Origin of the sequence: Allohoeflea poritis (assembly GCF_027889715.1) — a bacterium.
GTDB classification, from domain to species: Bacteria; Pseudomonadota; Alphaproteobacteria; order Rhizobiales; family Rhizobiaceae; genus Hoeflea_A; species Hoeflea_A poritis.
On record NZ_JAPJZH010000001.1, the window covers coordinates 464,340 to 489,670 of the forward strand.

Genomic DNA, 25,331 nt, shown 5'->3' on the forward strand with positions numbered 1-25,331 from the left:
CCGCTACAGCATGTATAAATGCTCACTGAGCACAAATCACGGCCATGGGTATTAGATATTGCAAGGAAACGGACTCTCAAAGGCGGGACTGCTCGGTTCGATTCTCGCGCTGTTCACGGCCGCCTGTTGCGTATTGCCGCTTGCACTGATGTTGGTTGGCCTTGGGGGCAGTTGGGTCGCGGTCCTTGGCAGCATAGCCGCGGCCGGATACTACGTCGGCGCTGCATCGACCGCACTTATTGCGCTCGCGTGGTTCGTCGCAATACGGAGTCATGCCAAGCCAGGTGTTTACGGCAAACTGGCTGCCGGCACCGTTATCATGCTGGTCGCTTGGCTCGTCCTGATGAATGAAGGCCTGATAAACAACTATCTGATCGGGCTTATGTAGCACGATGTCTGAAGCCTGTCCCATCCTCGAATCGGAAATCACGTGTCCACGTTGCGGCCATGTCGCGCGAGAAACCATGCCGACGGATGCCTGCCAATGGTTCTACGACTGCAAGGGCTGCGGCGCGCTTCTAAAGCCGAAAGCAGGCGACTGCTGCGTCTTCTGTTCCTACGGAACCGTCCCCTGCCCGCCCGTTCAGGATGGTTCGGACTGCTGCAGCAATGCCTGAGTCACACTAACCGGCGGATCAGGAACGGCCTTCATCAACCGCGAAACACGCCGTTTCCGTCGTTCCGTGCAGCTTCAGTTCCGGCTTCTCGCTCTTGCAGCGTTCGTTGGCCAGCGCGCAACGCGGGTGAAAGGCGCAGCCGGTCGGCGGATCGATCGGGTTGGGAATCTCGCCCTCGACCGGCTTGCGGGCGCGCCCGGTCATCTCCAGGTCGGGAACGGCGTCCAGCAGCATCTTGGTGTAGGGATGCTGGGGATCCTTGAACAGCGTCTTGCCTTCCGCCACCTCGACAAGACGGCCGAGATATAGCACGCCGATGCGGGTCGCCATGTGCCGCACGACCGAAAGGTCATGGCTGATGAAGAGATAGGTCAGACCGTACTCGTCCTGCAGGTCGCGCATCAGATTGAGGATCTGCGCCTGCACGGAAACATCGAGCGCCGAGGTCGGCTCGTCGCAGACGATGAATTCCGGTTGCGCCGACAAAGCGCGCGCAATGGCGATGCGCTGACGCTGGCCTCCGGAGAATTCGTGCGGGTATTTTGCGCCGTCCCCGGAGGAAAGACCGACGGTTTCGAGCAACTCGTCGACGCGCTTCTGCCAGTTGACCGCTTCTCCCTCAAGGCCGAAGGTCCTGATCGGCTCGGCGATAATGTCCTTGACCCGCCAGCGCGGATTGAGGCTGGCGAACGGATCCTGGAAGATCATCTGGAAGCGGCTTCGAAGCTGCCGCATCGACGAACTGCCTTGTGTCGCGACATTCTTGCCGTCGAAGCTGATCTGCCCGCCGCTCGGGCGGATCAGGCCGACAATCAGTTTGGCGATGGTCGATTTGCCGGAGCCGGATTCGCCGACCAGCGCAAAGGTCTCGCCGCGCCTTATCTCGAACGTCACGTCGTTGACGGCGACAAGAAACTTTTTCTCATCCCGTTCGAGCACGCGGTTGAGCCACGGTTTGGAGACGTCAAAGACCCGGCTTAGATGTTCGACATTGACCAGTGCCTCGGTCATGGCCGCGCTCCTTCATCGTAAAGCAGGCAGGCGACTTCGCGGTCCTCATGTGCCTTGCAGGAAGGCTGCTCTGCGAAACAACGGTCAAATGCCTTTGGACAGCGCGGACTGAAGGCGCAGCCGGGCGGGATGTCCGTCAGGCGCGGCATGGAACCCGGGATCTGCGTCAGGCGGTCGGAGTCGTGCATCAGTGTCGGGATCGAACCCATCAGGCCTTTGGTGTAAGGGTGACGCGCATCCTGAATCACATCGCGCACCGGACCGATCTCCGCCAGGCGGCCGGCATACATCACGGCAACGCGGTCGGCCGCCTCGGCGATGACACCCATGTCGTGGGTGATCAGCATCACGGAACTTCCGTGTTCGGCGCACATGTTCTTCAGAACGTCGATGATCTGCGACTGGACCGAAACGTCAAGCGCCGTCGTCGGCTCGTCGGCGATCACCAGTTCCGGCTCGGCGCACAGCGCCAGCGCAATGACCACCCGCTGGCGCATGCCACCGGAGAACTGGTGCGGGTAATCGTCAATGCGCCGCGAGGCCGCCGGAATGCCGACCTCGTCAAGCAGGCCGATCGCCCGGGCGCGCGCATCGCGTTCGCTGAGTTTGAGATGGGTGCGGATCGTTTCGATGAGCTGTTCGGCGATCGTATAAAGCGGGTTCAGCGAGGTCAGCGGGTCCTGGAAGACCATGCCGATCCGCTTGCCCCGCACCTTGCGCATGGCCTCCAAGGGAAGGTTGTCGATCCGCTCGCCGGCCAGTTCGATCGAGCCGCCGGCGATATGCCCGGGCGGTTCGATGAGGCCGATGATGGCGGAGCCGGTCATGGACTTGCCGGCGCCGGACTCGCCGACAACGCCGAGGACCTCGCCGCGGCCGATCTCGAAACTGACCCGGTCGACAGCCGTCAATATGCCCTTGCGGGTCGGAAACTCGACCACCAGGTCGCGGACCGTCAAAAGTGCGTCACTCATGGGATCACCTCAGCCGCGGATTGAGCGCATCGCGCAGCCAGTCGCCAAGCAGATTGACGGCGAGCACGAGGATGGCCAGCGTGATGCCCGGGAATATGGTGATCCACCATTCGCCGGAGAACAGGAAGTCGTTGCCGATGCGGATCATCGTCCCGAGCGATGGCTGGGTCGGCGGTATGCCGACGCCAAGGAACGAAAGCGTCGCCTCGGTGATGATGGCAAGCGCCAGATTGATCGTCGCGATGACGAGCACAGGTCCCATCACGTTGGGCAGGACATGCCGGGCCATGATCTTGATCGGGTGCAGCCCGATCAGACGCGCGGCCTGGACATATTCCTTGTTCTTCTCCACCAGCGTCGACGAGCGGACCGTGCGCGCATACTGCACCCAGAAGGACAGGCCAATCGAGATCACCAGCACGTAGAAGGCCGATTGCTCCCGGTCGATGCCGCCGAGCACGCTGCGCACCGAACCGTCAATCAGCAATGCGATCAGGATGGCCGGAAAGGTCAGTTGCACGTCGGCGATGCGCATGATGATCGAATCCGTGCGCCCGCCCGCATAGCCGGCCAGAAGACCCAGCGAAATACCGAGGATCGCCGCGAAAACCACGGAGGCGAAGCCGACGGCCAGAGAAATGCGCGATCCGTACAGGATTGTCGAAAGGATACCGCGTCCCTGGTCGTCCGTGCCGAGCAGGAAGCGCGGATCACCACCCTCCTCCCAGGCCGGCGGCGTCAGCGAATCGAGCAGCGAGAGCGTTGCCAGATCGAACGGGTTATGCGGCGCGATCAAGGGCGCGAACAGCGCGCTCAGGAAAATGATCATCGTCACGATTGCCGCGACGATGGTTATCTTGGAGCGCTTGAAGGAATGCCAGATGTCGGATTCGAACGCGCGGGCCCAAAAGCCGGGGCGCGCAATTTCCTGCGTGTCGGTGCTCATGCCTCAGCCCCCCCAATGCGGATGCGCGGATCGACCACGACATAGAGCATGTCGACAATCAGATTGATGGCGACAAACAGGAAGGCGATCAGCAGCAGATAGGCGGACATGATCGGAATATCGACGTTCTGCACCGCCTGCAGGAACAGCAGACCCATGCCCGGCCACTGGAAGACCGTTTCCGTAATGATGGCAAAGGCTATGATGGAGCCAAGCTGCAGACCGGTGATGGTGATCACCGGGACAAGCGTGTTCTTCAGCGCGTGGCCGAAATGGATCGCCCTGTCTTTCAGCCCGCGCGCCCGCGCGAATTTGATGTAGTCGGTGCGCAGCACTTCAAGCATCTCGGAGCGCACCAGGCGCATGATCAGCGTCATCTGGAAGAGACCGAGCGTGATCGATGGCAGGATCAGCGCCTTGAGGCCCGAAGCCGTCAGGAAGCCGGTCGTCCACCAGCCGAGATCGACCACCTGGCCGCGCCCGAAGCTCGGGAGCCATTGCAGGTTCACCGAGAAAATGAAGATAAGCAGGATGCCGATAAGGAATGTCGGCAGTGAAATGCCGATCAGTGAAACGGTCAGAAACAGTTTCGACAGGATGCTCTCCCGTCGCAAGGCGGTATAGACACCCATCGGAATGCCCGCCAGCAACGCGAATAGCGCGGACACAAAAGACAGCTCCAACGTCGCGGGCAAGCGTTCACCAAGCAATACGGAGACCGGACGCTTGAACTGGTAGGAAACCCCCAGATCGCCCTGCGCGGCCTTTGAGACGAAATTCCAGAACTGCACCGGCAGCGGATCGTTGAGGCCGAGCTGTTCGCGCAGCTTGGCGCGCTCTTCGAGGGCGGTTTCAAGACCGACCATCTGGTCGACAGGATCGCCGACAAAACGGAACATGACAAAGGCAATGAGACTGACAACCAGCATCACCACCACCGACTGAACAAGACGTCGAATTACAAAAGCAAGCATTGGGAAATAGTCTTAGGCCCCGGCTTTCGCCGGGGCCCGAAGAAGGCTCTTATTTCGTGTTTACGTGATAGAGCATAAGCACGTTGTCAGCGCGCTGGACAACGTCGAAGCCGTCCGAAACACCCCAGGCGAGACCCTGCTGGTGAAGCGGAATATATGCCGTTTCACCGGTGGAGATCTGATAGGCCTGAGTGATCAGGTCGAGACGCTTGTCCGGATCGTTCTCGACCAGGATCTGTGCGGTCAGCGCATCGACATCCTCATTGCAATAGCCGCCGAGGTTGAACATGCCGCCATTGCCGGCCTCGTCACGGCAGCCATGCAGGTTGCTCAGCACGTTCCAGCTATCGAAGGAGCCAGGCGTCCAGCCAAGCAGGTAGAAGGAGGTATCAAAACCGCCCGAAGCCAGCACCTTGGCGAAATACTGCGCCTTCGGCTGTGCGTTCAGGTTCACCTTGATACCGACACGCGCCAGCATGGCCACAACGGCCTGGCAGATCGCCTCGTCATTGACGTAGCGGTCGTTCGGGCAGTCCATGCCGACCTCGAAACCATCCGCATAGCCGGCTTCCTTCAAGAGGTTCTTTGAAGCTTCCGGATCGTAGCCTAGACGGGTGATCTTCGACGCGTTGTCGAACATGAAGGGCGAGATCATGATTGCCGACGGGGTCGACAGGTTGCGCATCACCTTCGCCTTGATCGCCTCGATATCGATGGCGTGATAGAAGGCCTCGCGAACGCGCTGATCCTTGAACGGATTCTTGCCCTTGACGTTCGAATAGAGCAGTTCGTCACGCATCTGGTCCATTCCGAGGAAGATGGTGCGCAGCTCCGGACCGGTCAGCGCCGAGGTTGCGCCATTGTCGTTGACACGCTTGATGTCCTGAACCGGGATCGGGTAGACGAGATCCATTTCGCCTGAAAGCAGTGCGGCAACGCGCGTTGCATCCGATGCGATGGTCGCGAATTCAATCGTATCGACATTGTACTTCTTGTTGGCGTTGTCCCACCAGTCCGCATTGGCCGCGAAGGTCGTCTTCACGCCGGCATCATGGTTGGTGATCTTGAACGGCCCGGTGCCATTGGCCTGCAGCGAAATGGTCGTCGCCGCCTGATCGGAGGCCGATGTCACGCGAACGGAATCGTTTGCCTCGGACCATTCCTTGTCGACAATGCCCCAGGTGTCCCACTCATAATGCAGGATCGGGTTCGGCGAGGTAAGCACCACGTCAACCGTGTGATCATCGACGATCTCGAACTTGGCGTCAGCCGGGATGCGGGTCTTCAGGTCGGAACCTTCCGAACGCACGCGGTCGGCCGAGAAAACGACGTCTTCAGCGGTGAAATCGTTGCCGTTGTGAAACTTGACGCCCTTGCGCAGATTGAAGCGCCATCGGGTCGGCTCGATCACTTCCCAGCTCTCGGCAAGTGCCGGCAGGATCTGAAGATCCGGTCCGCGTCGCGTCAGCCCCTCATAGACGTTGTTGAGCGTTCCGAGTGTAAAGGTCTCATTGAGCGAATAAGGATCAAGAGACTTGAGCGTGCCCTGGAATGCAAATTTGAATGTGTTCTCTGCATAGGCCTGCGTAACGAGCAGGCCGGAAAGAAGCGTTGCCCCTAGTAAGCTTCTACGAAGTGACATGAAAAACTCCCGTTTTTTTTGGTGGCTCGCATTACCCAATCGCGAACCTTGGCGGGAGTATAGACACGAAGCCGGAATGAAATCCAGATTATTCGTCGGGCTCGGTTAAACCGTTCTACAGTCCGCAATTTTTGTAGAATTTGGTTGCTGCGCGGGACCGTTAATTGCTCAACCGACGCCCCGGCACTCATTTGATTGCGCTGACCGCAAAAAGGGGGCCTGGCGAGGGTCGCACCGGTCAGCGGCGCCGGATCCGGCTGCACACAATGTCTGCCGCCGGCACTTGTGAGGGGCCCGGACATTGTCTAACGATTCTTCAGCTCAGCCCGGAGAGATCCCATGATTTCCCTGAAGACACCCATATTGCCGCTTCGGATCATTCTGGCACTAGTCGGGATCGTGATTGTCGTTCTCGGTTTCGACGTTGCGTTCGGAGGCATACGCACCCTTGGCTGGCTCGGCCCGACGGATTTCATCGAAGTGGTCAACAGTTCCGATTTCAGGGTCCAGGACAGCCATTTCCGGTTCCTCGGCGGCGTATGGATCGGCATCGGATTCGTTTTCATCGCCGGCGCATTCGCCCTGCAACAGCTGCGTCTCGTACTGATCGTGCTGTGCGGGCTGGTGTTCATTGGCGGCCTTGCCCGTTTCACCGGGCCCAGCTTTGCGACGCTTTTCAATCTTTCCGTATTGCCGTCGCTGCTAGCCGAGCTGTTTGTCTTTCCGTTGCTCGGCTACTGGATTGCCAGATCAGGCAAGGACCACCCCTGATCAATCAAGCCAGTCACGTCGACAGCTTGAGGCCGACGATGCCCATCATGATCAAACCGATGCAACCCAAGCGAATTGCCGTGGCCGGTTCGCTGAACAGGAACATGCCGACAATAACGGTTCCCATCGTGCCGATGCCGGTCCAGATCGCGTAGGCGGAACCGAGCGGAAGCGTCCTCAGGGCCAGCCCGAGAAGCGCGATGCTGGCGATCATTGCCGTCACCGTGATGACCGTGGGAACCGGCAGCCGAAAGCCGTCGGTATATTTGAGCCCGACCGCCCATCCGATTTCCAGAAGACCGGCGAGAAAAAGGAAAATCCAGGACATACCTATCTCCTTACAGGCGATAAGGTCGTCCTCATCATGAATGTTGTTAAAAAGCGCGGCCGTCCGCAATCCCAAGGTGGGTATCTGCCGCTACCGATTCAAGGCCGGTCCGGTTAAAAAGCCATTCTCCCGTACAGCTCGTCAAACGGGATCATGACATTCTCGCGATATCCGTCGCGCTGCTGCAGCCGCTCATACCATGCTGATACGCTGGGAATTTCGGGCCGCTTGAAGTCCAGATTGAAATAGCGGTAGAGATGCACGCCCACGGTGATATCGGCCAGCGTCAGCGCTTCGCCGAGAAGATTGCCGCCGTCGGCGAGCATTTCATCCAGCAATTTGAAATGCGCACCGCACCGCTCGACGCTCTGGTGGATGGACCTCCAGTCCCGCTGCTCCTCCGGCGTCCGATAGAAACCCCAGAAGACGCCGCCAATGAAATCGGACTGCAATACGGTTTCCGACCATTCCATCCACTGATCGACTTGCGCCCTCTCGGCCGGCTCATCCTTCCAGAAGCCGGTGTCCGGATGCCTGGCTGCCAGGTAGCGAAGGATTGCATGGGACTCCCAGACCACATGATCGCCGTCTTTCAGAACGGGGACCTTGCCGTGGGGGTTCATCATCCGAAATTCCGGCGTATCGAGCCCGCCGAAGGCCCCGCCGAGTTCAATGTGGCGGTGCGGAACCTGGAGTTCGGCCAGAAGCCAGGCCACTTTCTGAACATTGATTGAACTGCGACGGCCAAGAACGGTCAGCATCGTGCGTCCTCCTTTGCGGACTGGCGGACTGTGCGGTCACTATAGCCCGGTTACGAAACCAATGGCTGCTGTTGCGTGGCGCAGTGAATGCCGCCGCCGATTTCACCGACCGGATCGACATCGAGCATGACGATCTCGCGCCCGGGATAAAACTGCCTGAGCAAGCGCTCGGCTTCACTGTCCGTTTCGCTGTCGCCGAATTGCGCGGCGATGACCGCACCGTTGCAGACATAGTAGTTGGCGTAGGAGGCGACGAATTCATCGTCCTCGACACGAATATCCACGGGCTCCGGAACGACCGTCAGTTCCAGAGACCGGCCCGCGCTGTCCGTTGCACCGCGCAAGATGTCGTATGTTTCGAAGGCCGCCGCTGACCAGGGGTCATCGGGATCAATGGTTTCAGGCAATTGAATCAGTACACTGCCAGGCGCGACAAAACGCGCAAGCGAATCAATGTGATAGTCGGTGATATCGGCGCCTGCGATCCCCGGTGCCCAGATCATCTTTTCAGCGCCGAACGCATCCAGCAGGCGGCGTTCGATTTCCTGTTTCGAAATACTGTTCCGGTTGGGATTGACCCAACTGCTTTCGTGGGCAAGGAGCGTTCCCTCGCCATCGGTTTCTATGCCGCCGCCCTCACCGACGACACCGGAATCGATCACCGACAGACCCAACCGTTCCGCAACCCTTTGTGCGACCAACCCGTCATTGTCGTGTACCTGCCTGTTGCCCCAGCCGTTGAAATTGAGTTGACAGACCGCGAGGCCTCCCTCTCCATCGGTCACGAACAGCGGCCCGCTATCGCGGCACCAAAGATCATCTGTCGGAACGGTCCAGATTTCGACGGCCGCGCCCAGCATCTTGCGGGCCGAGATTTCGTGTTCCGGCGGCATCATCATGACCACGGGTTCGAACTCGGCAATCGTGTTTGCAATGTCGGCGATCGTTTCCTGAAGCGCCCCGAGGAAGTGCCGGTCCGGATGAACCGTGCGGTTGACCGGCCACTGCATGAATGTACGCAGATGCGGCTGGCTTTCCTCAGGCACGAAAAAGTTACCTGTCCCATCGGGTTTGCCCGTGGCTCCCCCAGCCGCGAAAGCCGCGGGTGCGAATGTCACGGCCGCGGCCGAATCCAGAAACGTGCGCCTCATCATCACAAATTGTCTCCCACAAAAACTACAGTGTTCCGGCCCTTGCCTGAGCCCTTCGCAGCACTAACTGCCAGTTTGATGCTTCACCCGCCCGATGCAATAGCCTCAACTGAAAGGGAACACTATGTCTGAAGTCACGATTACCCGGCGTTCAGCCCTTCTCGGCGCAGCCGCATTGCCGGCGGCCGCCGGCCTGGCGGGAGCTGCTCCGGCGTTCGCCGCCGCCCCCATGCAGTCGGGCGGCGGTACACCGTTCGCACGTTTCAAGGTCGGCGGCTTTGAAGTCAATACATTGCTCGACAACTCGCTGACCCGGGAAGACCCGCAAAATATCTTCGGTAAGAATGTCTCTGCCGAAGAGTTCAATTCGGTATCTGCAGAAAATCTCATTCCTGCCGACAAGACGCGCTTTTTCTTCACACCGACCGTCATCAACACCGGAAGCGAACTTGTTCTCTTCGATACGGGTCTCGGTGCCGGCGGCGGCGGCAATATCGTTGGCGCATTGGCGAGCGCGGGCTACACGCCCGACCAGATCGATGTGGTTGTCATCACGCATATGCACCCCGATCACATCGGTGGCCTTATGGGTGAAAGCGGACCGACCTTCCCCAATGCCCGCTACGTGACCGGAGAAACGGAGTACAATTTCTGGACAACCGAGGGCGCGGAAGGCGGCGCGGGGCCTCTTGTCGCGAAGAATGTCGTTCCGCTGGCGGAAAAGATGACCTTCCTGAAGGATGGCGGAACGGTGGTCAGCGGCATCACGGCGATGGCGACCTTCGGGCACACGCCCGGGCACATGGCGTATATGATTGAAAGCGACGGCGGCCAGGTCCTGCTGACGGCAGACCTTGCCAACCACTACGTCTGGTCTGTCGCCTATCCGGACTGGGAAGTTCTGTTCGACATGGACAAGGAAAACGCCGCCGCGCAGCGCCGCAAGGTGCTCGGTATGCTGGCTTCGGACAAGATACCCTTCGTCGGCTACCATATGCCCTTCCCCGCACTTGGTTATGTGGAGACCCGTGCCGACGGTTTCCGTTACGTGCCGGCCTCCTACCAGCTGCAGCTTTAGACAGCCCCGCAAATCGGCGGAGGGCGTACCGGTGGTGGGCCCTCCACCAGATCCAACTCATACAGTCGCGGTACAGGATGAACACTGCGTCACTTGACGGCAATATTGAACCGCAACCGTTCGCGCATATGTCGTGCGAAAGGAGAAAATCATGAGCTGGAATCCCGCGCTTGAACCGAATTGCCCGGCGGCGGGCAATCTCGACAGTATCGAAACAGTAATCATCCCCCGTGCCCGCGATCTCGGCGGCTTCGAGGTGCGGCGCGCCCTGCCGGCACCGCGGCGGCAGATGGTCGGACCGTTCATCTTCTTCGACCAGATGGGACCGGCCGAATTCGTCACGGAACAGGGGATCGACGTGCGCCCGCACCCGCATATCGGACTGGGCACGGTGACCTATCTGTTTCGCGGCGAATTTCAGCACCGCGACTCGCTTGGAACAAACCAGATGATCTATCCGGGCGAGGTCAACTGGATGATCGCCGGCAACGGAATTACCCATTCGGAGCGTACGAGCGCCGAGACGCGACGGGCACCGAGCAGTCTTTTCGGAATCCAGACCTGGGTCGCGCTGCCCGAAACCGACGAGGAAACGGACGCAGCCTTCGAACATCACGGGAAGGATGCGTTGCCCATGCTGAAGGGGGAAGGCAAGGAAGTACGGCTCATCCTCGGCAATGGCTGGGGCGAGCGTGCACCCGTCACCACATTCACCAACATGTTCTACGCGGATGCGGTGATGGAGGCCGGATCGCTCCTGCCTTTGCCCGACGACCACGAAGATCGCGGCATCTATGTCCTGGATGGATCCGTCGAGATCGCCGGCGATACATTCGAAAGCGGTCGCATGATGGTGTTCCGGCCAGGCGATTCCATTACCGTCAAGGCAGGGCCGACCGGCGCGCGGATCATGCTTCTTGGCGGCGATACACTTTCCGGACCACGCTATATCTGGTGGAATTTCGTTGCCTCCTCGCGGGGCAAGATCGATGCGGCCAAGGAAGCGTGGGCGGCGGGCGACTGGGCACACGGACGCTTTCAGTTGCCGCCCGGCGACACGGACGAGTTCATTCCGCTTCCCTGACCGCCTGACTTCGCAAAGAAAAACCGGACGCCCAAAATGGCGTCCGGCTGCCCAAAATCAGGCGAGAGGCGCGCACTCGCATAATTGTCAGCGGGCAAAAAGAGTTGGCGAGGATCCCCGTGCACGTTTTCATCTTGCCAGAGCGAAACCGAATTCGCGCCCGAGGTCCCCCTTCATGGCACTCCATATCCACAGCATGGCGAGCGGCTCGAGCAGCCGCGCCTGCGTCAGCGGACCGGCGTTCTGGGCATCGAATCCCACATCCCTTACCAGAGCCAGCGCGACCGACTTCGCCTGTTCGGAATCGCCGGCCACGAACATGACCGGCTGAGGCGACAGCCTGCCGGCATCGGCCATGAATTCCGCACCGATCTGATTGAAAGTCTTGACCACATCGGCCTGCGGCAACAGCGCCTGGACACGCTCGCCGCCGGACGTATCGAAACCCAGCGTCAGCCCAAGGCCATCCTTGCCCATGGCGACCGGGTTCGTGCAGTCGATGATGATCTTGCCTGCCGCCGGACCGATGGAGCCGGCGACATCCTCCACCGCCGACCAGCCGACAGCAAGGATCGCGACCTCGCAGGCAGTTACGGCATCGGAGGGTCCGGCTATCCTGTAGTCACGCGCCAGATCCGCATATTTTTCGGCGTCCGGCTCGCGCACTCCAAAGCAAATATTGTGGCCGGCACGTTTCAATGCGCCGGCCAAGGCTTTGCCCACGCTTCCGGCGCCAACGATTGCAATATCCATTGTGGCTGAATTTCCTATTCCCCATCCGGTTACCATGATAAAGCACGAATGAATGCGAAAAAATCAAATTCGCCTCATGAGTGATATTGATCAAAATAAACTCCGTAAGATCGACCTGACGCTATTGCTGGTATTTCTCGGCCTGATGCGCCATCGAAAGGCGGTTTTGGTGGCCGCAGAGCTGGGCCTGACCCAGTCCTCCATCAGCCATTCGCTCAGGCGACTGAGGGAAATCTTCGAAGACCCGCTGTTCCTGCGCCGGGCGCATGGGCTCGAACCGACGGCCGTCGCGGGCGCGCTTGAGCCGAAAATCCGGCAGATCGTCGAAACGCTCAACCAGACCCTTTCCGCTCCGGGTAAGTTCGAACCGGAAAAGAGCGAGCGCATAATCCGTATCGCCGGACGGGATAATGTCCTGTCGCGGCTGGTTCCGCCGCTCATCTCCCGCCTCGATATCGCGGCGCCTCAGATGCGCCTTTCCAGCCTCGAACTCGGACGCGATGCGGCCATGCGCGCGGTTTCCGACGGCGATATCGACTTTGCCATCGGGTACTATTGGGAGTACGGCAAGGAGCTGATGTCCGACATTCTTTACACGGAAGAATACCGGGTCATTGCGCGTAAGGGGCATCCACTGTTCCGGGAAGAACTGACCGTCGAATCCTATATCGACGCGCGGCACATCCTCGTTTCGGAGGTCGGCGACATGAGCGGCATTGTCGACATGACCCTGGAAAAGACCGGTCTGTCGCGGCGCGTCGTCGCGTCAGTGCCGCTGTTCTTTCCGGCGCTGGCCACGGTTGCCCAGAGCGATCTGATCGGGACGCTGCCAAAGAGCCTTGTTGAAAAATTCGCTCCGGTATTCGACCTGGAATGGCGCACGCCGCCGATCGAGATCCGGACATTCACCATCCAGGCGCTTCGACATCGCCGGGATGAGAAGAACCCGTTTCATACCTGGCTGCTCGATATTCTCAAGCAATGCGCGGAAATCGACCGGACGCCCCCCGCGGAGCGCCCGGCCTCCCACCAGCGAGATCAGGTGTAACGCGCAAGACCTAATGGCATAGAGCGGGATTAGGAGGGAATTGCTGGGAAGACGTTGTGATCCGACGATTTGACCTATTTAGTCTGATTTTAAGTCAGGGATCAGGTCAGAATTGTGGAGAGGTTTCGCATTGCGCCGAGGTGATTGTCGTTTCCAAGAGCATTGATGTTTGAATGTTTTAGAACAGGTTTGAGCGACCGATCATTCGCTTGAACGAAGTTGTCGAAAAACAGAATCAATCGCCATCCAATGGATCCGTGCATTGCTGAAGCTGTCCATATAAGCGGACGAAACGACCAGTTCGAAACCGGCTCGATCAAGTTTTTCAACAGAAGTTCTATAGGTTGTTGTCGTTGATCGGTGATAGGCTTCGATTGATGTAACTGATAAAAAAACCTGCGGTTGCGTTTTGAAATTGCTTTCAAAAGCCACCTTTTCGCGAAAGACTTCCTGCCATTGGTCGCCAGTTTGTCGCCTTTTGTGAGGGATATCCACTTTGCCGGTTTCGATGTTACCAAGCCCCGCTAGTATTTCTTCGTAGTTGGGTCCGATTAGCCGTTCAAAATCGGTACGTATCGTGCTGTTGATCGCAGCTCCAACTTGGCCGTTGATTTCAGCTTCGATGCGGTTGGGAATGTGCCTAAAATCAAAGTATCCAATTGAAGCCAAAATCACAGCACCGGCCAAGATGAAAGCAAATGCCGAAGTAGCGAAACGCGAGCTGCTTAGCTTGGATTCAAGTTTGAATTCAAGGGCATGAATCCGCTTGTCCAGATCATTGATTTTTTCTTCTGACATCGCTTGTTGAACTTTCTACAAACATTAAATCCGATAAATGCAAATCAGATTTTTTACTAAATCAGTATGCCTATACTCTATTGCCAAACGCTAATGGCTGACTGAACTGCCGAAATCCTTCTCATAGGTTAGTTTACAACGGTGAGGACCAAGTTGTGGCCTGATCCGAACACCGTGTTTTTCAGCCTACTTCCATCCACCCAAACCATAAGCACGATGATCCCCGATCAGATTGGCATCAGGGAAAGTTAACCTATCTCTGGTAGAGTAAATGTGACATTTGCCACATGACCGGGTTACTTAAGCTGGAGCCAACCGCGCGGCCTGCTTCGCTTGCGCTACGCAATGGCTCCGCTCAGCAGGCCTTGACCTCAATCAGACTAACGGAAAGAAACAGGAACGGATTCCACGCCTGAACGGCCCGGATCACGGGGCTGGGTCAGCTGTTTTTCCGGCGCTGGCCACGGTTGCCCAGAGCGATCTGATCGGGACGCTGCCAAAGAGCCTTGTTGAAAAATTCGCTCCGGTATTCGACCTGGAATGGCGCACGCCGCCGATCGAGATCCGGACATTCACCATCCAGGCGCTTCGACATCGCCGGGATGAGAAGAACCCGTTTCATACCTGGCTGCTCGACATTCTCAAGCAATGCGCGGAAATCGACCGGACGCCCCTTGCGGAGCGCCCGGCCTCCCCACCAGCGTGATCAGGGCGATGATCACACCGGCTCTCCTGCACGGTGCATCCGGAAGACTTCACGCACCGTGAGCCCTGCTATCGGAACAAGAGATTTCAAATGATATTCGGGCAACAAATCCCCCTTGCTGAACGAGGAGATTGTTGTCACAGGCTTCATGAATAGCGCCTGAACGGTATTTGCGCCGGTTAGCTTTCCAGCTCCGCCAACTGTTTCAGGGACGCGATGAGGTCCTTGCGCTGTTCTGTGGTCAGCGACCTTGCAAAGCGGTCTTCGCAATCGGTGATTTTCGGCCGGAGGCCGGCAAACCAGCGTTCTCCCTCCGGCGATAGCCGGTAGCAGATGACGCGACGATCCTCCGGCGACGGCTCGCCGATGATCGTGCCCGCCGCGAGCAATGGCTTCAGTGTCGTGGTGACCACGGACGCGGCCGTTCCCATCGCCGCGCAGATGGCCGAATGGTTGACGCCGGGATTGCGCGCAACCAGTTCGAGGATCATGAACTGAAGCGGCGTGATATCGTCATCCGCAAAGACATCCGCGAAAACGGCCTGACCGCGATTGAACGCGTGGCGCAGCAAATGGCCGAGCAACTCATGCAACAGCCCGGTGTCCAGGCACGCCTGCGGCCGCCTTTCGTGCGCTTCGACTATCCCGTTATTGCCGTGTGGCATGACCGCCTCGTTCGTTTATGTCATAAACTGATATTGACAATTGTTTACCACATAAACTAACTTTGACGCAACATCGCGAGACTGAAACAGGGAACGGACACCGTCCGCAGACATCATGACCGTATTGATTGCCGGCGCTGGAATCGCTGGCCTGTCCCTGGCGCTGACCTGCCAGCAGATCGGCGTTGCTTTCAAGGTCTTCGAAGCGGTTCCAGCCCTCAGGCCGCTTGGCGTCGGCATCAATCTTCAGCCCAATGCCGTGCGCGAACTGTTCGATCTGGGTCTTGAGGCGGAACTGGCGGACATTGCCGTTGCAACTCAGGAATATGGCTTCTTCACCAAGCACGGCCTGCGGATCTGGACCGAACCGCGCGGCAAATGGGCGGGTTACAACTGGCCGCAATATTCGGTCCACCGCGGCGCTTTGCAGATGCTGCTCTATGAGACCCTGATACGACGGGCAGGACCGGGGTGCATCGAGGCCGGCTGGCGCGCGGCTGCCTATGAAAACACCTCCGAAGGCCCCCTCCTGCACCTTGTCAACTCGGCGGACGGCTCAAAAAGAACCGAAAAGGGAACGTTGATTGTCGGCGCCGACGGCATCCATTCCGCTCTGCGCGCGCAAATGGAGCCCGACGAAGGCGAACCCATCTGGGGCGGCGCCGTCCTGTGGCGGGCCACGTCGCAAGCAATGCCGTTTCGCACCGGCGCGTCCATGGCCCTGATCGGCCATGCAACGCAGCGTCTGGTCGCCTACCCCATCTCGGAACCCGACCCTGAAACAGGGCTCGTGACCATGAACTGGATCGCGGAACTTACTTATGATCCGGAAGCCGGCTGGAACAAGGAAGACTGGAACCGCGAAGCCGACATCAACGATTTTTATCCCGCATTCGAGGATTGGGCCTTCGACTGGATCGACATTCCGGCGCTGATCAAGAGCGCTGAAAAAGTGTTCGAATATCCGATGGTCGACCGCGACCCGATCGAACGCTGGAGCGATGGTGCGGTCACGCTCATCGGCGATGCGGCGCATGCCACCTATCCCGTCGGGTCGAACGGCGCCAGCCAGGCGATTGTCGACGCGCGCAAAATCGGCCGCGCGATGCTCGACCACGGCGTGACACCCAAAGCGCTTGAAGCCTATGAGGCCGAAATTCTACCCGCGACGCGCAATATCATCCTGGCCAATCGCGGCAGCGGCCCGGATGCCGTGCTGCAGATGATCGAAGACCGCTGCGGCGGTCGTTTCGACAGGATCGAGGACGTCGCCAGCCATGAAGAACTGGCGGCGCATGCCGAGAAATACAAGAAGATCGCCGGGTTCAGCATCGAGGCGCTGAATGCCCTGCCCCAAACGATCCCCGACGGCGCACGCGTCTGAACAGCCGGGCGTGCTTCTATCCGGCCAGCAGATCGCCGAAACGGTCACGCAGCACGTTCTTCTGCACCTTGCCCATCGTGTTGCGCGGCAGTTCATCGACAACCACAAGCTTCTTGGGCTGCTTGAAGCGGGCAATCTGCCCGCCGATTGCCGCCATCACGGCATCCGCGTCGGGTTCCCTTCCAGGCTCGGCCACGATGACACCGACAACGCCCTCGCCGAAATCCGGATGCAGCACACCGATCACGGCGGATTCGAGCACGCCGTCCTGTTCGTCGAGCAGCAGCTCGATCTCTTTGGGATAAATGTTGTAGCCGCCCGAGATGATCAGATCCTTCTGCCTGCCGACGATGTGGACATAGCCGTCTGCGTCGATCCTGCCGAGGTCGCCGGTAATGAAGAAGCCGTCGTCGCGGAACTCCTCCTTCGTCTTTTCCGGCATCTGCCAGTAGCCCTTGAAGACATTCGGGCCGCGCACCTCGATCACGCCGATCTCGCCGTCGGCGAGCCTTTCGCCGGACGACGGCTCGGCGACCCGCAGTTCGACGCCCGGCAGCGGAAAGCCTACCGTGCCGGCGCGCCGCTCGCCGTCATAGGGGTTCGACGTGTTCATGTTCGTCTCTGTCATGCCGTAGCGCTCGAGAATGCGGTGACCGGTCCGCTGCTCGAAAGACACATGGGTCTCGGCGAGAAGCGGCGCGCTGCCCGAAACGAAGAGGCGCATATGGCCGGTCAACGCGCCGGTGAAGCGCTGATCGTCCAGTAGCCGCGTGTAGAAGGTCGGCACACCCATCATCGTGGTCGCCTTCGGCATGTTGGCGATCAGGTCGTCGGTGTTGAAAGCCGGCAGGAAGATGACCGAACAGCCGGCAAGCAGGCTGACATTCATGGCAACGAACAGGCCATGGGTGTGGAAAATCGGCAAGGCGTGAAGCAGCACGTCGTCGGACGAGAAGCGCCAGTAATCCACCAGGGTTCTGGCGTTGGAAAGGAGATTGTCCTGTGTGAGCATGGCTCCCTTGGAGCGTCCCGTCGTCCCCGATGTGTAAAGGAATGCCGCAAGGTCGTCGCCGGCCCTCTCAGCAGTTTCGAAATCCGCCGGCTTGTCCCGCGCGGCGTCCGAAAAACTTCCCGAACCGTCGGCGTTGAGGGTCATGAGCGCGGCTTCGTTTTGCGCGGCCACCGGCGCCAGCGCATCGGCCGAGACCGCGTCGCACAGAAGCAGCCTGGCGCCCGAATTGCCGACGAAATAGTCGATCTCGGCCGGCGTGTAAGCCGTATTGAGCGGCAGGAAAATCACGCCGCTGCGCACACAGGCCGCATAAACGGCGAGCGCTTCCGGCGATTTCGCCACCTGTACGGCGAGCCGGTCGCCGGCCGCAAGCCCCGTATCCGTGATCACATGAGCATATTGGGCTGCCTTGCGCAGAAAGGCTTCATAGGTCACATGGCCGCCATCCTTCAGGTAAAGGAACGGGCCGGTATTGTCGGCGTGCGGCGCAAAGAGCGCATCGTAAAGCGGGTTAGCCATTGGCGGTTTTCCGTGTTTTTCTATCGGGGAAGCCGGCGCGCAGGACCGACTGGATCGTGCGCGACTGGGCGACCGTTTTGTTGGTTGCGAATTCTTCGTGGTTCTGCTCGACCTTCGACAGGTCGTAGAGATAGTTCACCATGACCCCGCTGGACTGTTGCAGCCCGTTCTGTGAGATGTCGGCAAGCGCGTGCACGTCGTGGATCAGGGCGCCATTGCCGAGGTGAAAGCGCGCCACCGGGTCGAGTGGCAGACCGTCCGAACGCTTCTGCTCGACCAGATACTGCGTCGCCAGGTAGCGCAGATCCGCCGCGTAATGATCGAGCGAAGCCGCATCGCCGCTCTTTTCCGTATGGTCCACGGCAGACAGAATTTCGGCTATGGCGCTGTCCGGCTGTCCGTCTTTCAGCCCCTGGAGCCAGCGATTGAGACCCGGTATCGGCGACAAGGTCACGAAGGTCTTGAGATGCGGCAGGTCACGGGAGAGATCCTCCACCACCTGTTTGATCAGCGAATTGCCGAAGGAGATGCCGCGCAGACCGCGCTGACAGTTGGAAATGGAATAGAAAACCGCTGTATCCGCCTGGGTTTCGGAGAGAATTTCGCGCTCTTCCGCAAGCACCTCCTGCACCGATCCCGGCACGCCTTTGGCCAGCGCCACCTCGACGAAGATCAGCGGTTCATCGGGCATGACCGGGTGGAAGAAGGCGAAGCAGTGCCGGTCCTCCGGCTCGATCCGGCGGCGCAGATCGTCCCAATCGTCGATGGCGTGAACCGCCTCATATTCGATGATCTTTTCGAGGATGTTTGCCGGCGTGTCCCAGTCAATCCGCCGCAGCACGAGAAACCCTCTGTTGAACCAGGACGTAAACAGATGGGTGAAGTCCAGATCGGTGCGGCCGAACCCGGGATTTTCCTTCAAGAACCCGAGCAGATCGAGCCGCATGGCCACAAGCTGCGCCGTTGCGCCCGGCACCTGGTTGATGCGGCGCAGAAGCTCCTGGCGCACCGGTTCCGCCGATGCGACCAACTCTTCCAGGTGACGGGGCGTGCGCTCCGATCCGTAGAGGCGGGCGCTCGCTTCGACCGCGTCGGTGTCGACATCAAGCTCCTCGGTCAGAAAGCGGAAGAATGCTCTTTTCTCATCCATGTCCATTGCGCCGTAGCGGGCGATGATCGTTCGCGCCAGCTTGAGGCCGGACACTTCGCCGGCGCCTGTCAGGAGCGCGCGGCAGAGCTCGTCAGTGGGCCGCTTGTCCTCGGCAGCCGAGGCGGAATAGCGGCGCTCGAATATGGTCGAGAGAATATCGGATAGAAATCGTGACCGGTTCATCAATCAACTCCAATAGCCGTGGCGGGCCGACAAAAGCTCTGACGCACAAAAATGGCCGGAGCGCAACAATCCAGTCAGATAGCGAAGCGGCCCCTGCCCGCAGCGTTGCCGACGCTAGTCATTTCGCATTCCATGTCAAGATTTTTGTATACAAGATTTGCAGTATTGAATTTTTAATCCGATGGCGCTTATTATTTGCAGATGGAACAGAGACGCGCAGACAATATCCGCCAGACCCTGGAACAACTCATCATCACCGGTGCGTTTGCCGATGGCGAGCGGCTCGACGAAATCCGCCTGTCGCAACGCTTCAGCGTATCACGGACACCGCTTCGCGAAGCCTTCCAGATGCTGGCGGCGTCCGGATTGGTTGAACTGGTGCCGCGACGCGGCGCCTATGTGCGCCACCCCGGAATTGTCGAGCTCGTCGAAATGTTCGAGGTCATGGCGGAGCTTGAGGGCATGTGCGGACGGCTGGCCGCACGGCGCCTGACCGATGACGCCCTAAACGAAATCAAGCAGGCGGCGTCGGACTGTGAAACCGCGCTCGAAAGCGGCGATTCAGATGCGTATTACGATGAGAATGAACGCCTCCACAATTTGCTCTACGCGGCAAGCGGCAACAGCTTCCTTGCCGCCGAGGCCCGCAAGCTTCAGCGCCGCCTGCAGCCCTTCCGTCGCATGCAGCTGCGCGTGCGCGGCCGCCTGATGCAGTCGATGGATGAACACAGGGCAATCGTCGCCGCACTTGAGAATGGCGATGCCGAGGCGGCGGAGCGCGAATTACGCAGCCACATCGCCGTGCAAGGCGAAAAGTTCAACGATCTGATGGCCCACTACAATCAGTCGAAGCTGAAGCGGGCCGTATAGGACGGCTCAGGCCGCGCTGACCGACCGTCCCTCGCCGTTGAACAGGTGGATGTCCGGCTCATTGAACTTCAGACCGACCGTTTCGCCGTGCCTGACGGTTTCAGCGCCCGTCCGTCGCACCACGATCGTATCCAGTCCCGCGCAATTTACGTACAAGTAAGTGTCGGCACCCAGATATTCGGCAACCTCCACGGTGCCCGTGCAATGCGCATCTTCGCCGCTTGCAAGGGCAATGTGCTCCGGCCTTATCCCGAGGCTCGCCGTCACGTTGGCCTCCTCGCCCAGCGTGTGGGTTCCGCTGCCGTGCCCGGAAACGGTGAACCGTTGGCCGTCGGCGCTTGCGGGCATGATGTTCATCTTGGGGCTTCCGATAAATTGCGCGACGAACAAACTGTTCGGATTCTCGTAAAGTTCGCGTGGCGTGCCGACCTGCATGATCAGCCCGTCCTTGAGCACAACGATGCGGTCCGCCAGCGTCATCGCCTCCACCTGATCGTGGGTCACGTAGATCATTGTCGTCGAAAGGTTCTGATGCAGCCTTGCGATTTCGAGGCGCATCTCGACACGCAGCGCTGCATCGAGATTGGAGAGCGGCTCGTCGAACAGGAACCCCTTCGGCTCGCGGACGATCGCCCGGCCGATGGCAACGCGCTGACGCTGTCCGCCCGATAGCGCCTTGGGCCTGCGGTCAAGCAGCGCATCGAGTTTGAGGACACGCGCCGCCTCATCCACCTTGCTGGCGATCTGCGCCTTGCCCTCGCCGGCCGTCTTCAGGCCGAAACCCATATTCTCGCCGACGGTCATGTGCGGATAGAGCGCATAAGACTGGAAGACCATGGAGAGCTTGCGCCCCGAAGGAGGCTCGGCCGTCACGTCGACATCGTCCAGAAGGATCCTGCCCCGGCTGGTCTCCTCAAGCCCCGAAATCATGCGCAGCAAGGTCGACTTGCCGCAGCCCGAAGGCCCCACGAAAATGACGAACTCTCCGTCAGCGATGTCGAGGTCGACCCCCTTGATGACCTGCACGTCGCCGAACCACTTCTCAACATTTTCAAGCCGTATGGATCCCATTTGTCCGATCCTCTCACGCCGCCCGGGAGTTGGTCGAACCGCTGCCCCAAACAAGGTGCACCGCTGCGGTCCAGGTAAAGTCTGAACCGCCGATGCCCTCGCCCGACTGCGGATCGAAATATTCGAAGAAGCCGGCCGTCTCGACCAGCCGCCGCGTATCGTCACGAATACGTTCCGCCAACTGCGTTTCGCCGGCCTCGTTCAGGCCATCGACAATAAGAAAGTTGATGATGGCCCAGACCGGACCGCGCCAATAGCGCTTCGCTTCAAAACGCGGATGCGCCGGATCGAAACTCGGAAAGCCGAACGCGACCTGATCCAATATGCGCGCTGCGTGAACGGCCATGGCCGCGCGCTGCTCGTCGGTGCCGGCACCGGCGTAAAATGCCAGCATCGAGGCGCTGGTGATGCCGTCCGAGAATTCGCCGGTGCGCAGGTCGCGCGCGCAGAACGCATTGACTTCGGGGTTCCAGAGCAGCTGGCATCCGGCGGACGCCCGTTCGAGCCAGCGGCCTATCTGCTCTTGCGCGGCGGTCTCGCCCAACAGCTCGGCCAACCGAAGCAAGTCCCGGTCGGCACGCATCAGGATGAACTGCACGCCCGGGTCACCCATGAAAAACGGACCGTTGCGCGCCATCTCCACATGATCCCAACCGCATTCGCGGCCGAACTTTATGATCGTAAGGTAGCGGTCGTATTGCGCGGTGCTTGGCCGTTCGGCCGGATCAATATGTTCAGTGTCACGACGCTGATAGGGGCCGAGGTCATCCGGCACCGCGATCCGGTCCATGCCGATATCCCAGTCGGGACAATTGTCCCGTCCGGATTCCCACGGATGGACGATGCCGACCAGACCCGTACCGTCCGGATCGCGCATTTCGTGGTACCAGCGATGGAAGGCCAGCATCTTTGCAAATAGCGGGCGGGCACGTTCGAGATCGGAAGCGTCGCCGCCCTGCACCATCCTCAATACGACACTTGCCGTGACCGGCGGCTGAGAGTGCCCCGACGATGGCGGCTCGGTATTCGATTGCCATATGGCAGGTCCGGGAAAATAGTCCGGGTCGTTCTGACGGAAAACGATGTGCGGGAGCATGCCGTCGGGCCACTGCGCTTCAAACAGCGTTTCGATCTCACGCCACGCGCGATCGCGATCGAACTCCGCGAAACCCAGCGCCGCAAATGCCGAATCCCAGTTCCACTGATAGGGGTAGAGCCGCGCCGTCGGTATGGTAAAGCCGCCGCGGTCGTTGGCCTTGAGTATTCGGATTGCCTCCTGGTCGAGACGAGATTCCATTTCCTATCCTTTGACGCTGCCGGCGGTGAGCCCGGAGACCAGGAACCGCTCGAACCACAGAAAGATGAAGAGCACGGGCACGGTGGCGACCACTGCCCCGGCCATGAGGTGCTGACGCGGCACCTCGGACGAATTCAGAGATACGACACCGCGCGACAGCGTGAAGATGTCGATATTGTCGAGGAACATGAAGGCGAACAGGAACTCGTTCCAGGCGATCATGAAAACATAAAGGGCGACCGACGCCAGCGCTGGCAACGACAATGGGAGTGTGATCTTCATGATGACACCGACACGGGTCAGCCCGTCCATCAGCCCGGCTTCCTCGAGTTCGGCGGGCAGACCGCGGAAATAGCCCTGCAGCATGTAGAGCGCCACGGGAATCGTCGTCGCGGGATAAACGATCATCAGGCCCGTCAGCGTGTTGCGCAGGCCGAGTTGCGAGAACACCGCATAGAGCGGAATCACCAGCACGATGGCCGGCACCATGTAGATCAACAGGATCGAGCGCGACAGGAAGGCCTGGCCCGGGAAGCGCAGCCGCGAGACCGCATAAGCGCCCGGTATGGAAAAGGCGAGCGTGATAATGACGGTGGCAACGGACACAATCGCCGAATTGATCAGGAAGGTTCCGAAACGGAACTGGGTGAACAGCTCGATATAGGAACGGAACAGCGACTCGGCGCCCTGGCTGAGATCGATGGAGAAATCGAGCGGGTTGGCAAGCAGCGATTGCTGGCTCTTAAGGCTGGTCATGACCATGACGTAAAAGGGCAGCGCGACGATCACGGTAAAGACGACGAAACCCAGGCCCTTCATCAGGCGAATGAACATGAGTTCGAGCTGGTAGCGCGGCAGATGCCCGCCGGAGAGGTCGCCAATGACCAGCTTGTTTGAAAGCCAGATCAAAGCGATCAGGATCGCGACGGCCGCAAGCTGATAAACCGGGACCTGAGAGAGCGGCAGGCCCAGCGGCGCGCCGAGCGTCAATCCGCCAAGCAGGATGATGATGGCGGCGATGCTTGCCATCTGGATGCCCGGCGTCCTTTGCGGCGGCGCCACGGCGGCAAGCACGGCGGCGCTCACCGCACCGGCAATCAGCGCCATGCCGACGGGCGGACGCGTAATGGCGCCCGACACCAGCATGAAGATGACGGAGATGACGATCATCCAGCAGGCGCCCCATAGGGCCCCGGAGACCACTGCCGCGATAAATCCTATGCCCGGCCGCGTCATGCCTCATCCTTCGGTGAAAAGGTGAAAAACAGCAGCGAAAAGGTCAGGAGGACAATGAAGACCACGACCGCCACCGCAGCACCGGCTCCAAGATTGGACACGGCGAAGGCCTGCTCATAGACATCGACCGTCAGCGTCCTGGTTCCGGCGGCACCGCCCGTAAGCAGAAAGATGTCGTCGAACTTGTTGAACGTCCAGATGAAACGCAGCAGGAAGAGAACCGCCAGAATTCCGGCAAGCTGCGGCAGCGACAGGTACCAGAATTGCTGTAACGGCGTTGCACCGTCGATTTCGGCGGCCTCGTACATTTCCGTCGATATCGACTGCATGCGCGCGAGGATGAACAGGAAGGACAGCGGGAAGTAGCGCCATGCCTCAAAGGCAATCACCGTGCTCAAGGCAACCGGAAAATCGAATTGAAGGCCGAACAGGTTGATGGTCACCGACCGCTCGCCGAAGAAATTGACCGGCGATTCGATGAAGCCGATCTGCTGGAGGATCGAGTTCAGCGTTCCCGAAAACGGATCCAGCAGCACGACCCAGGTGAAGGCGACCGCAATGACCGGCGCCACGTAGGGAAACAGGAACAGGCCGCGCAGGATCCCGCGTCCGGCAAAGGTCGTGTTCAACAACTGGGCGGCGAAGAGGCCCAGGACAAGCGCGCCGGCCGTGCCGAAAATCGTATAGTACATGGACACGCGAAACACGTGCCAGAACTCGGATGACGAAAAGACTCTGCGGAAGTTCTCGAGCGAAAACTCGAAATTGGTCAACACATTGTCCGCCGAGCCCGTTATCTGCGGCCTGCTGTCGCGCGGATTGAGCGCGTTTTCGAGATAGCCCGGCTCCACCGTAGCCTCGATACGGACGCGGTCGCGGAAACCGCCTTCGATATCGCCAATTTCGCAACTCAGAAACTGTCCCGTAAGCGCACAGCGTTCATCGAGCTCGGTCGGCGCGAGGCCATCGGGAATCATGTCGGTGAAACCGGCGCCGGTTATGACATCGTCGCGCGAGGAATTTCGGATTCGGTATTCGATGGTAACCGCGTCGCCCGCCTTTTCGGCATCGCCGCGCAGGCGTTCATTGGCGATCAGCGATGCCGGACGCAGGTCGCCGAGCTGGACCGGCTTGAACGAGATCCAGAAATTGGCGAGCAGCGGGCCCATCACAATCGCCAGGACGATTGCGAAGGTGGGAAGAAGCATCACGTAGGCGAGCTTCATCTCACGCTTCGCCATCGGGCCGATCCCCTTGGGAGGTGTGGATTCAGCAGTCATCTTGTTGCGCCGATCAATAGTG

26 protein-coding genes are annotated in these 25,331 nt (G+C 59.6%); 8 read left to right on the forward strand and 18 right to left on the reverse strand.

Annotation, left to right across the window (positions count from 1 at the left end):
- Positions 1–58: 58 nt before the first annotated feature.
- A complete protein-coding gene (locus tag OOZ53_RS02370) occupies positions 59–388 on the forward strand; it encodes a hypothetical protein (RefSeq protein ID WP_271087695.1) in 330 nt (109 codons plus the stop codon).
- A gap of 4 nt (positions 389–392) precedes the next feature.
- Entirely contained in the window at positions 393–617 is a 225-nt protein-coding gene (locus OOZ53_RS02375) for a GDCCVxC domain-containing (seleno)protein (RefSeq protein ID WP_271087696.1), read from the forward strand.
- 18 nt (positions 618–635) lie between these two features.
- Here OOZ53_RS02375 and OOZ53_RS02380 read toward each other — a convergent pair whose 3' ends face one another.
- From OOZ53_RS02380 to OOZ53_RS02400, 5 genes are read right to left on the reverse strand one after another with little or no spacing between them, the layout of a single operon-like run.
- Positions 636–1,628, reverse strand: coding sequence for an ABC transporter ATP-binding protein (locus OOZ53_RS02380; RefSeq protein WP_271087697.1), 993 nt, complete (start codon positions 1,626–1,628; stop codon positions 636–638).
- Positions 1,625–2,602, reverse strand: coding sequence for an ABC transporter ATP-binding protein (locus tag OOZ53_RS02385; RefSeq protein ID WP_271087698.1), 978 nt, complete (start codon positions 2,600–2,602; stop codon positions 1,625–1,627). The genes OOZ53_RS02380 and OOZ53_RS02385 overlap by 4 nt, the downstream gene beginning before the upstream one ends.
- 4 nt (positions 2,603–2,606) lie before the next feature.
- Positions 2,607–3,548 (reverse strand): ABC transporter permease, encoded by a 942-nt coding sequence (locus OOZ53_RS02390; RefSeq protein ID WP_271087699.1) that lies wholly within the window; start codon positions 3,546–3,548, stop codon positions 2,607–2,609.
- Positions 3,545–4,522 carry an ABC transporter permease gene (locus tag OOZ53_RS02395; RefSeq protein ID WP_271087700.1) on the reverse strand — a complete coding sequence of 326 codons (978 nt, stop codon included), beginning with the start codon at positions 4,520–4,522 and terminating at the stop codon, positions 3,545–3,547. Before OOZ53_RS02395 ends, OOZ53_RS02390 begins: the two co-directional genes overlap by 4 nt.
- Positions 4,523–4,571: 49 nt before the next feature.
- Positions 4,572–6,164, reverse strand: a complete 1,593-nt coding sequence (locus tag OOZ53_RS02400) for an ABC transporter substrate-binding protein (protein WP_271087701.1) — start codon at positions 6,162–6,164, stop codon at positions 4,572–4,574.
- A 339-nt stretch (positions 6,165–6,503) separates the two neighbouring features.
- Here OOZ53_RS02400 and OOZ53_RS02405 point away from each other — a divergent pair, with 339 nt between their 5' ends.
- Positions 6,504–6,935 carry a DUF4345 domain-containing protein gene (locus tag OOZ53_RS02405; RefSeq protein ID WP_271087702.1) on the forward strand — a complete coding sequence of 144 codons (432 nt, stop codon included), beginning with the start codon at positions 6,504–6,506 and terminating at the stop codon, positions 6,933–6,935.
- A 13-nt stretch (positions 6,936–6,948) separates the two neighbouring features.
- Here the strand turns inward: OOZ53_RS02405 and OOZ53_RS02410 are convergent, their stop codons facing one another.
- From OOZ53_RS02410 to OOZ53_RS02420, 3 genes are all read right to left on the reverse strand, one after another.
- The gene (locus tag OOZ53_RS02410; RefSeq protein ID WP_271087703.1) at positions 6,949–7,263 is read right to left on the reverse strand and encodes a DMT family transporter; all 315 of its coding nucleotides are present in this window, start codon (positions 7,261–7,263) and stop codon (positions 6,949–6,951) included.
- A 113-nt stretch (positions 7,264–7,376) separates the two neighbouring features.
- Entirely contained in the window at positions 7,377–8,024 is a 648-nt protein-coding gene (locus OOZ53_RS02415; RefSeq protein WP_271087704.1) for a glutathione S-transferase family protein, read from the reverse strand.
- Positions 8,025–8,074: 50 nt separating this feature from the next.
- Positions 8,075–9,070, reverse strand: a complete 996-nt coding sequence (locus OOZ53_RS02420) for an agmatine deiminase family protein (RefSeq protein ID WP_333780581.1) — start codon at positions 9,068–9,070, stop codon at positions 8,075–8,077.
- A 229-nt stretch (positions 9,071–9,299) separates the two neighbouring features.
- Here OOZ53_RS02420 and OOZ53_RS02425 point away from each other — a divergent pair, with 229 nt between their 5' ends.
- The gene (locus tag OOZ53_RS02425) at positions 9,300–10,253 is read left to right on the forward strand and encodes an MBL fold metallo-hydrolase (protein WP_271087706.1); all 954 of its coding nucleotides are present in this window, start codon (positions 9,300–9,302) and stop codon (positions 10,251–10,253) included.
- Positions 10,254–10,404: 151 nt separating this feature from the next.
- A complete protein-coding gene (locus OOZ53_RS02430) occupies positions 10,405–11,337 on the forward strand; it encodes a pirin family protein (protein ID WP_271087707.1) in 933 nt (310 codons plus the stop codon).
- Positions 11,338–11,466: 129 nt separating this feature from the next.
- On the opposite strand, the gene OOZ53_RS02435 is transcribed toward OOZ53_RS02430, so the two are convergent.
- Complete coding sequence (locus tag OOZ53_RS02435; protein ID WP_271087708.1) at positions 11,467–12,090, reverse strand: NADPH-dependent F420 reductase; 624 nt, start codon at positions 12,088–12,090, stop codon at positions 11,467–11,469.
- A gap of 76 nt (positions 12,091–12,166) precedes the next feature.
- Between OOZ53_RS02435 and OOZ53_RS02440 the strand changes: the two genes are divergently transcribed.
- Positions 12,167–13,138: a LysR family transcriptional regulator gene (locus OOZ53_RS02440; RefSeq protein WP_271087709.1), complete on the forward strand. Its 972-nt coding sequence runs from the start codon at positions 12,167–12,169 to the stop codon at positions 13,136–13,138.
- Between the two features lie 201 nt (positions 13,139–13,339).
- On the opposite strand, the gene OOZ53_RS02445 is transcribed toward OOZ53_RS02440, so the two are convergent.
- From OOZ53_RS02445 to OOZ53_RS02455, 3 genes are all read right to left on the reverse strand, one after another.
- On the reverse strand, positions 13,340–13,936 hold the full coding sequence (locus OOZ53_RS02445; protein WP_271087710.1) for an H-type lectin domain-containing protein: 597 nt from the start codon (positions 13,934–13,936) through the stop codon (positions 13,340–13,342).
- Positions 13,937–14,375: 439 nt separating this feature from the next.
- Complete coding sequence (locus tag OOZ53_RS02450) at positions 14,376–14,585, reverse strand: hypothetical protein (protein WP_271087711.1); 210 nt, start codon at positions 14,583–14,585, stop codon at positions 14,376–14,378.
- 236 nt (positions 14,586–14,821) lie between these two features.
- Positions 14,822–15,307, reverse strand: a complete 486-nt coding sequence (locus OOZ53_RS02455; protein ID WP_271087712.1) for a MarR family winged helix-turn-helix transcriptional regulator — start codon at positions 15,305–15,307, stop codon at positions 14,822–14,824.
- Between the two features lie 115 nt (positions 15,308–15,422).
- On the opposite strand from OOZ53_RS02455, the gene OOZ53_RS02460 reads away from it, so the two are divergent.
- The gene (locus tag OOZ53_RS02460) at positions 15,423–16,691 is read left to right on the forward strand and encodes a flavin-dependent oxidoreductase (protein WP_271087713.1); all 1,269 of its coding nucleotides are present in this window, start codon (positions 15,423–15,425) and stop codon (positions 16,689–16,691) included.
- A gap of 16 nt (positions 16,692–16,707) precedes the next feature.
- Here the strand turns inward: OOZ53_RS02460 and OOZ53_RS02465 are convergent, their stop codons facing one another.
- Positions 16,708–18,222: a malonate--CoA ligase gene (locus OOZ53_RS02465; protein WP_271087714.1), complete on the reverse strand. Its 1,515-nt coding sequence runs from the start codon at positions 18,220–18,222 to the stop codon at positions 16,708–16,710.
- Positions 18,215–19,555: a malonyl-CoA decarboxylase gene (locus OOZ53_RS02470; protein ID WP_271087715.1), complete on the reverse strand. Its 1,341-nt coding sequence runs from the start codon at positions 19,553–19,555 to the stop codon at positions 18,215–18,217. The genes OOZ53_RS02465 and OOZ53_RS02470 overlap by 8 nt, the downstream gene beginning before the upstream one ends.
- Positions 19,556–19,756: 201 nt before the next feature.
- On the opposite strand from OOZ53_RS02470, the gene OOZ53_RS02475 reads away from it, so the two are divergent.
- Complete coding sequence (locus OOZ53_RS02475) at positions 19,757–20,425, forward strand: GntR family transcriptional regulator (protein ID WP_271087716.1); 669 nt, start codon at positions 19,757–19,759, stop codon at positions 20,423–20,425.
- Positions 20,426–20,431: 6 nt separating this feature from the next.
- Here OOZ53_RS02475 and OOZ53_RS02480 read toward each other — a convergent pair whose 3' ends face one another.
- The 4 genes from OOZ53_RS02480 to OOZ53_RS02495 are packed head-to-tail and all read right to left on the reverse strand — an operon-like array spanning position 20,432 to position 25,309.
- Positions 20,432–21,496, reverse strand: a complete 1,065-nt coding sequence (locus OOZ53_RS02480; protein ID WP_271087717.1) for an ABC transporter ATP-binding protein — start codon at positions 21,494–21,496, stop codon at positions 20,432–20,434.
- A gap of 13 nt (positions 21,497–21,509) precedes the next feature.
- Positions 21,510–22,793, reverse strand: coding sequence for an MGH1-like glycoside hydrolase domain-containing protein (locus OOZ53_RS02485; protein ID WP_271087718.1), 1,284 nt, complete (start codon positions 22,791–22,793; stop codon positions 21,510–21,512).
- A gap of 3 nt (positions 22,794–22,796) precedes the next feature.
- Positions 22,797–24,029: a carbohydrate ABC transporter permease gene (locus OOZ53_RS02490; RefSeq protein WP_271087719.1), complete on the reverse strand. Its 1,233-nt coding sequence runs from the start codon at positions 24,027–24,029 to the stop codon at positions 22,797–22,799.
- Positions 24,026–25,309: a carbohydrate ABC transporter permease gene (locus tag OOZ53_RS02495; protein WP_271087720.1), complete on the reverse strand. Its 1,284-nt coding sequence runs from the start codon at positions 25,307–25,309 to the stop codon at positions 24,026–24,028. The genes OOZ53_RS02490 and OOZ53_RS02495 overlap by 4 nt, the downstream gene beginning before the upstream one ends.
- Positions 25,310–25,331 lie beyond the last annotated feature (22 nt).

What these genes read in the sequence shown, in the direction of transcription:
- OOZ53_RS02485 (WP_271087718.1), bottom strand. Translation starts at nt 22,793, where the DNA reads ATGGAATCTCGTCTCGACCAGGAGGCAATCCGAATACTCAAGGCCAAC.
- OOZ53_RS02495 (WP_271087720.1), bottom strand. Translation starts at nt 25,309, where the DNA reads ATGACTGCTGAATCCACACCTCCCAAGGGGATCGGCCCGATGGCGAAG.
- OOZ53_RS02470 (WP_271087715.1), bottom strand. Translation starts at nt 19,555, where the DNA reads ATGAACCGGTCACGATTTCTATCCGATATTCTCTCGACCATATTCGAG.
- OOZ53_RS02425 (WP_271087706.1), top strand. Translation starts at nt 9,300, where the DNA reads ATGTCTGAAGTCACGATTACCCGGCGTTCAGCCCTTCTCGGCGCAGCC.
- OOZ53_RS02435 (WP_271087708.1), bottom strand. Translation starts at nt 12,090, where the DNA reads ATGGATATTGCAATCGTTGGCGCCGGAAGCGTGGGCAAAGCCTTGGCC.
- OOZ53_RS02445 (WP_271087710.1), bottom strand. Translation starts at nt 13,936, where the DNA reads ATGTCAGAAGAAAAAATCAATGATCTGGACAAGCGGATTCATGCCCTT.
- OOZ53_RS02440 (WP_271087709.1), top strand. Translation starts at nt 12,167, where the DNA reads ATGAGTGATATTGATCAAAATAAACTCCGTAAGATCGACCTGACGCTA.
- OOZ53_RS02410 (WP_271087703.1), bottom strand. Translation starts at nt 7,263, where the DNA reads ATGTCCTGGATTTTCCTTTTTCTCGCCGGTCTTCTGGAAATCGGATGG.
- OOZ53_RS02415 (WP_271087704.1), bottom strand. Translation starts at nt 8,024, where the DNA reads ATGCTGACCGTTCTTGGCCGTCGCAGTTCAATCAATGTTCAGAAAGTG.
- OOZ53_RS02475 (WP_271087716.1), top strand. Translation starts at nt 19,757, where the DNA reads ATGGAACAGAGACGCGCAGACAATATCCGCCAGACCCTGGAACAACTC.
- OOZ53_RS02380 (WP_271087697.1), bottom strand. Translation starts at nt 1,628, where the DNA reads ATGACCGAGGCACTGGTCAATGTCGAACATCTAAGCCGGGTCTTTGAC.
- OOZ53_RS02385 (WP_271087698.1), bottom strand. Translation starts at nt 2,602, where the DNA reads ATGAGTGACGCACTTTTGACGGTCCGCGACCTGGTGGTCGAGTTTCCG.
- OOZ53_RS02490 (WP_271087719.1), bottom strand. Translation starts at nt 24,029, where the DNA reads ATGACGCGGCCGGGCATAGGATTTATCGCGGCAGTGGTCTCCGGGGCC.
- OOZ53_RS02395 (WP_271087700.1), bottom strand. Translation starts at nt 4,522, where the DNA reads ATGCTTGCTTTTGTAATTCGACGTCTTGTTCAGTCGGTGGTGGTGATG.
- OOZ53_RS02405 (WP_271087702.1), top strand. Translation starts at nt 6,504, where the DNA reads ATGATTTCCCTGAAGACACCCATATTGCCGCTTCGGATCATTCTGGCA.
- OOZ53_RS02400 (WP_271087701.1), bottom strand. Translation starts at nt 6,164, where the DNA reads ATGTCACTTCGTAGAAGCTTACTAGGGGCAACGCTTCTTTCCGGCCTG.
- OOZ53_RS02460 (WP_271087713.1), top strand. Translation starts at nt 15,423, where the DNA reads ATGACCGTATTGATTGCCGGCGCTGGAATCGCTGGCCTGTCCCTGGCG.
- OOZ53_RS02455 (WP_271087712.1), bottom strand. Translation starts at nt 15,307, where the DNA reads ATGCCACACGGCAATAACGGGATAGTCGAAGCGCACGAAAGGCGGCCG.
- OOZ53_RS02430 (WP_271087707.1), top strand. Translation starts at nt 10,405, where the DNA reads ATGAGCTGGAATCCCGCGCTTGAACCGAATTGCCCGGCGGCGGGCAAT.
- OOZ53_RS02465 (WP_271087714.1), bottom strand. Translation starts at nt 18,222, where the DNA reads ATGGCTAACCCGCTTTACGATGCGCTCTTTGCGCCGCACGCCGACAAT.
- OOZ53_RS02480 (WP_271087717.1), bottom strand. Translation starts at nt 21,496, where the DNA reads ATGGGATCCATACGGCTTGAAAATGTTGAGAAGTGGTTCGGCGACGTG.
- OOZ53_RS02375 (WP_271087696.1), top strand. Translation starts at nt 393, where the DNA reads ATGTCTGAAGCCTGTCCCATCCTCGAATCGGAAATCACGTGTCCACGT.
- OOZ53_RS02390 (WP_271087699.1), bottom strand. Translation starts at nt 3,548, where the DNA reads ATGAGCACCGACACGCAGGAAATTGCGCGCCCCGGCTTTTGGGCCCGC.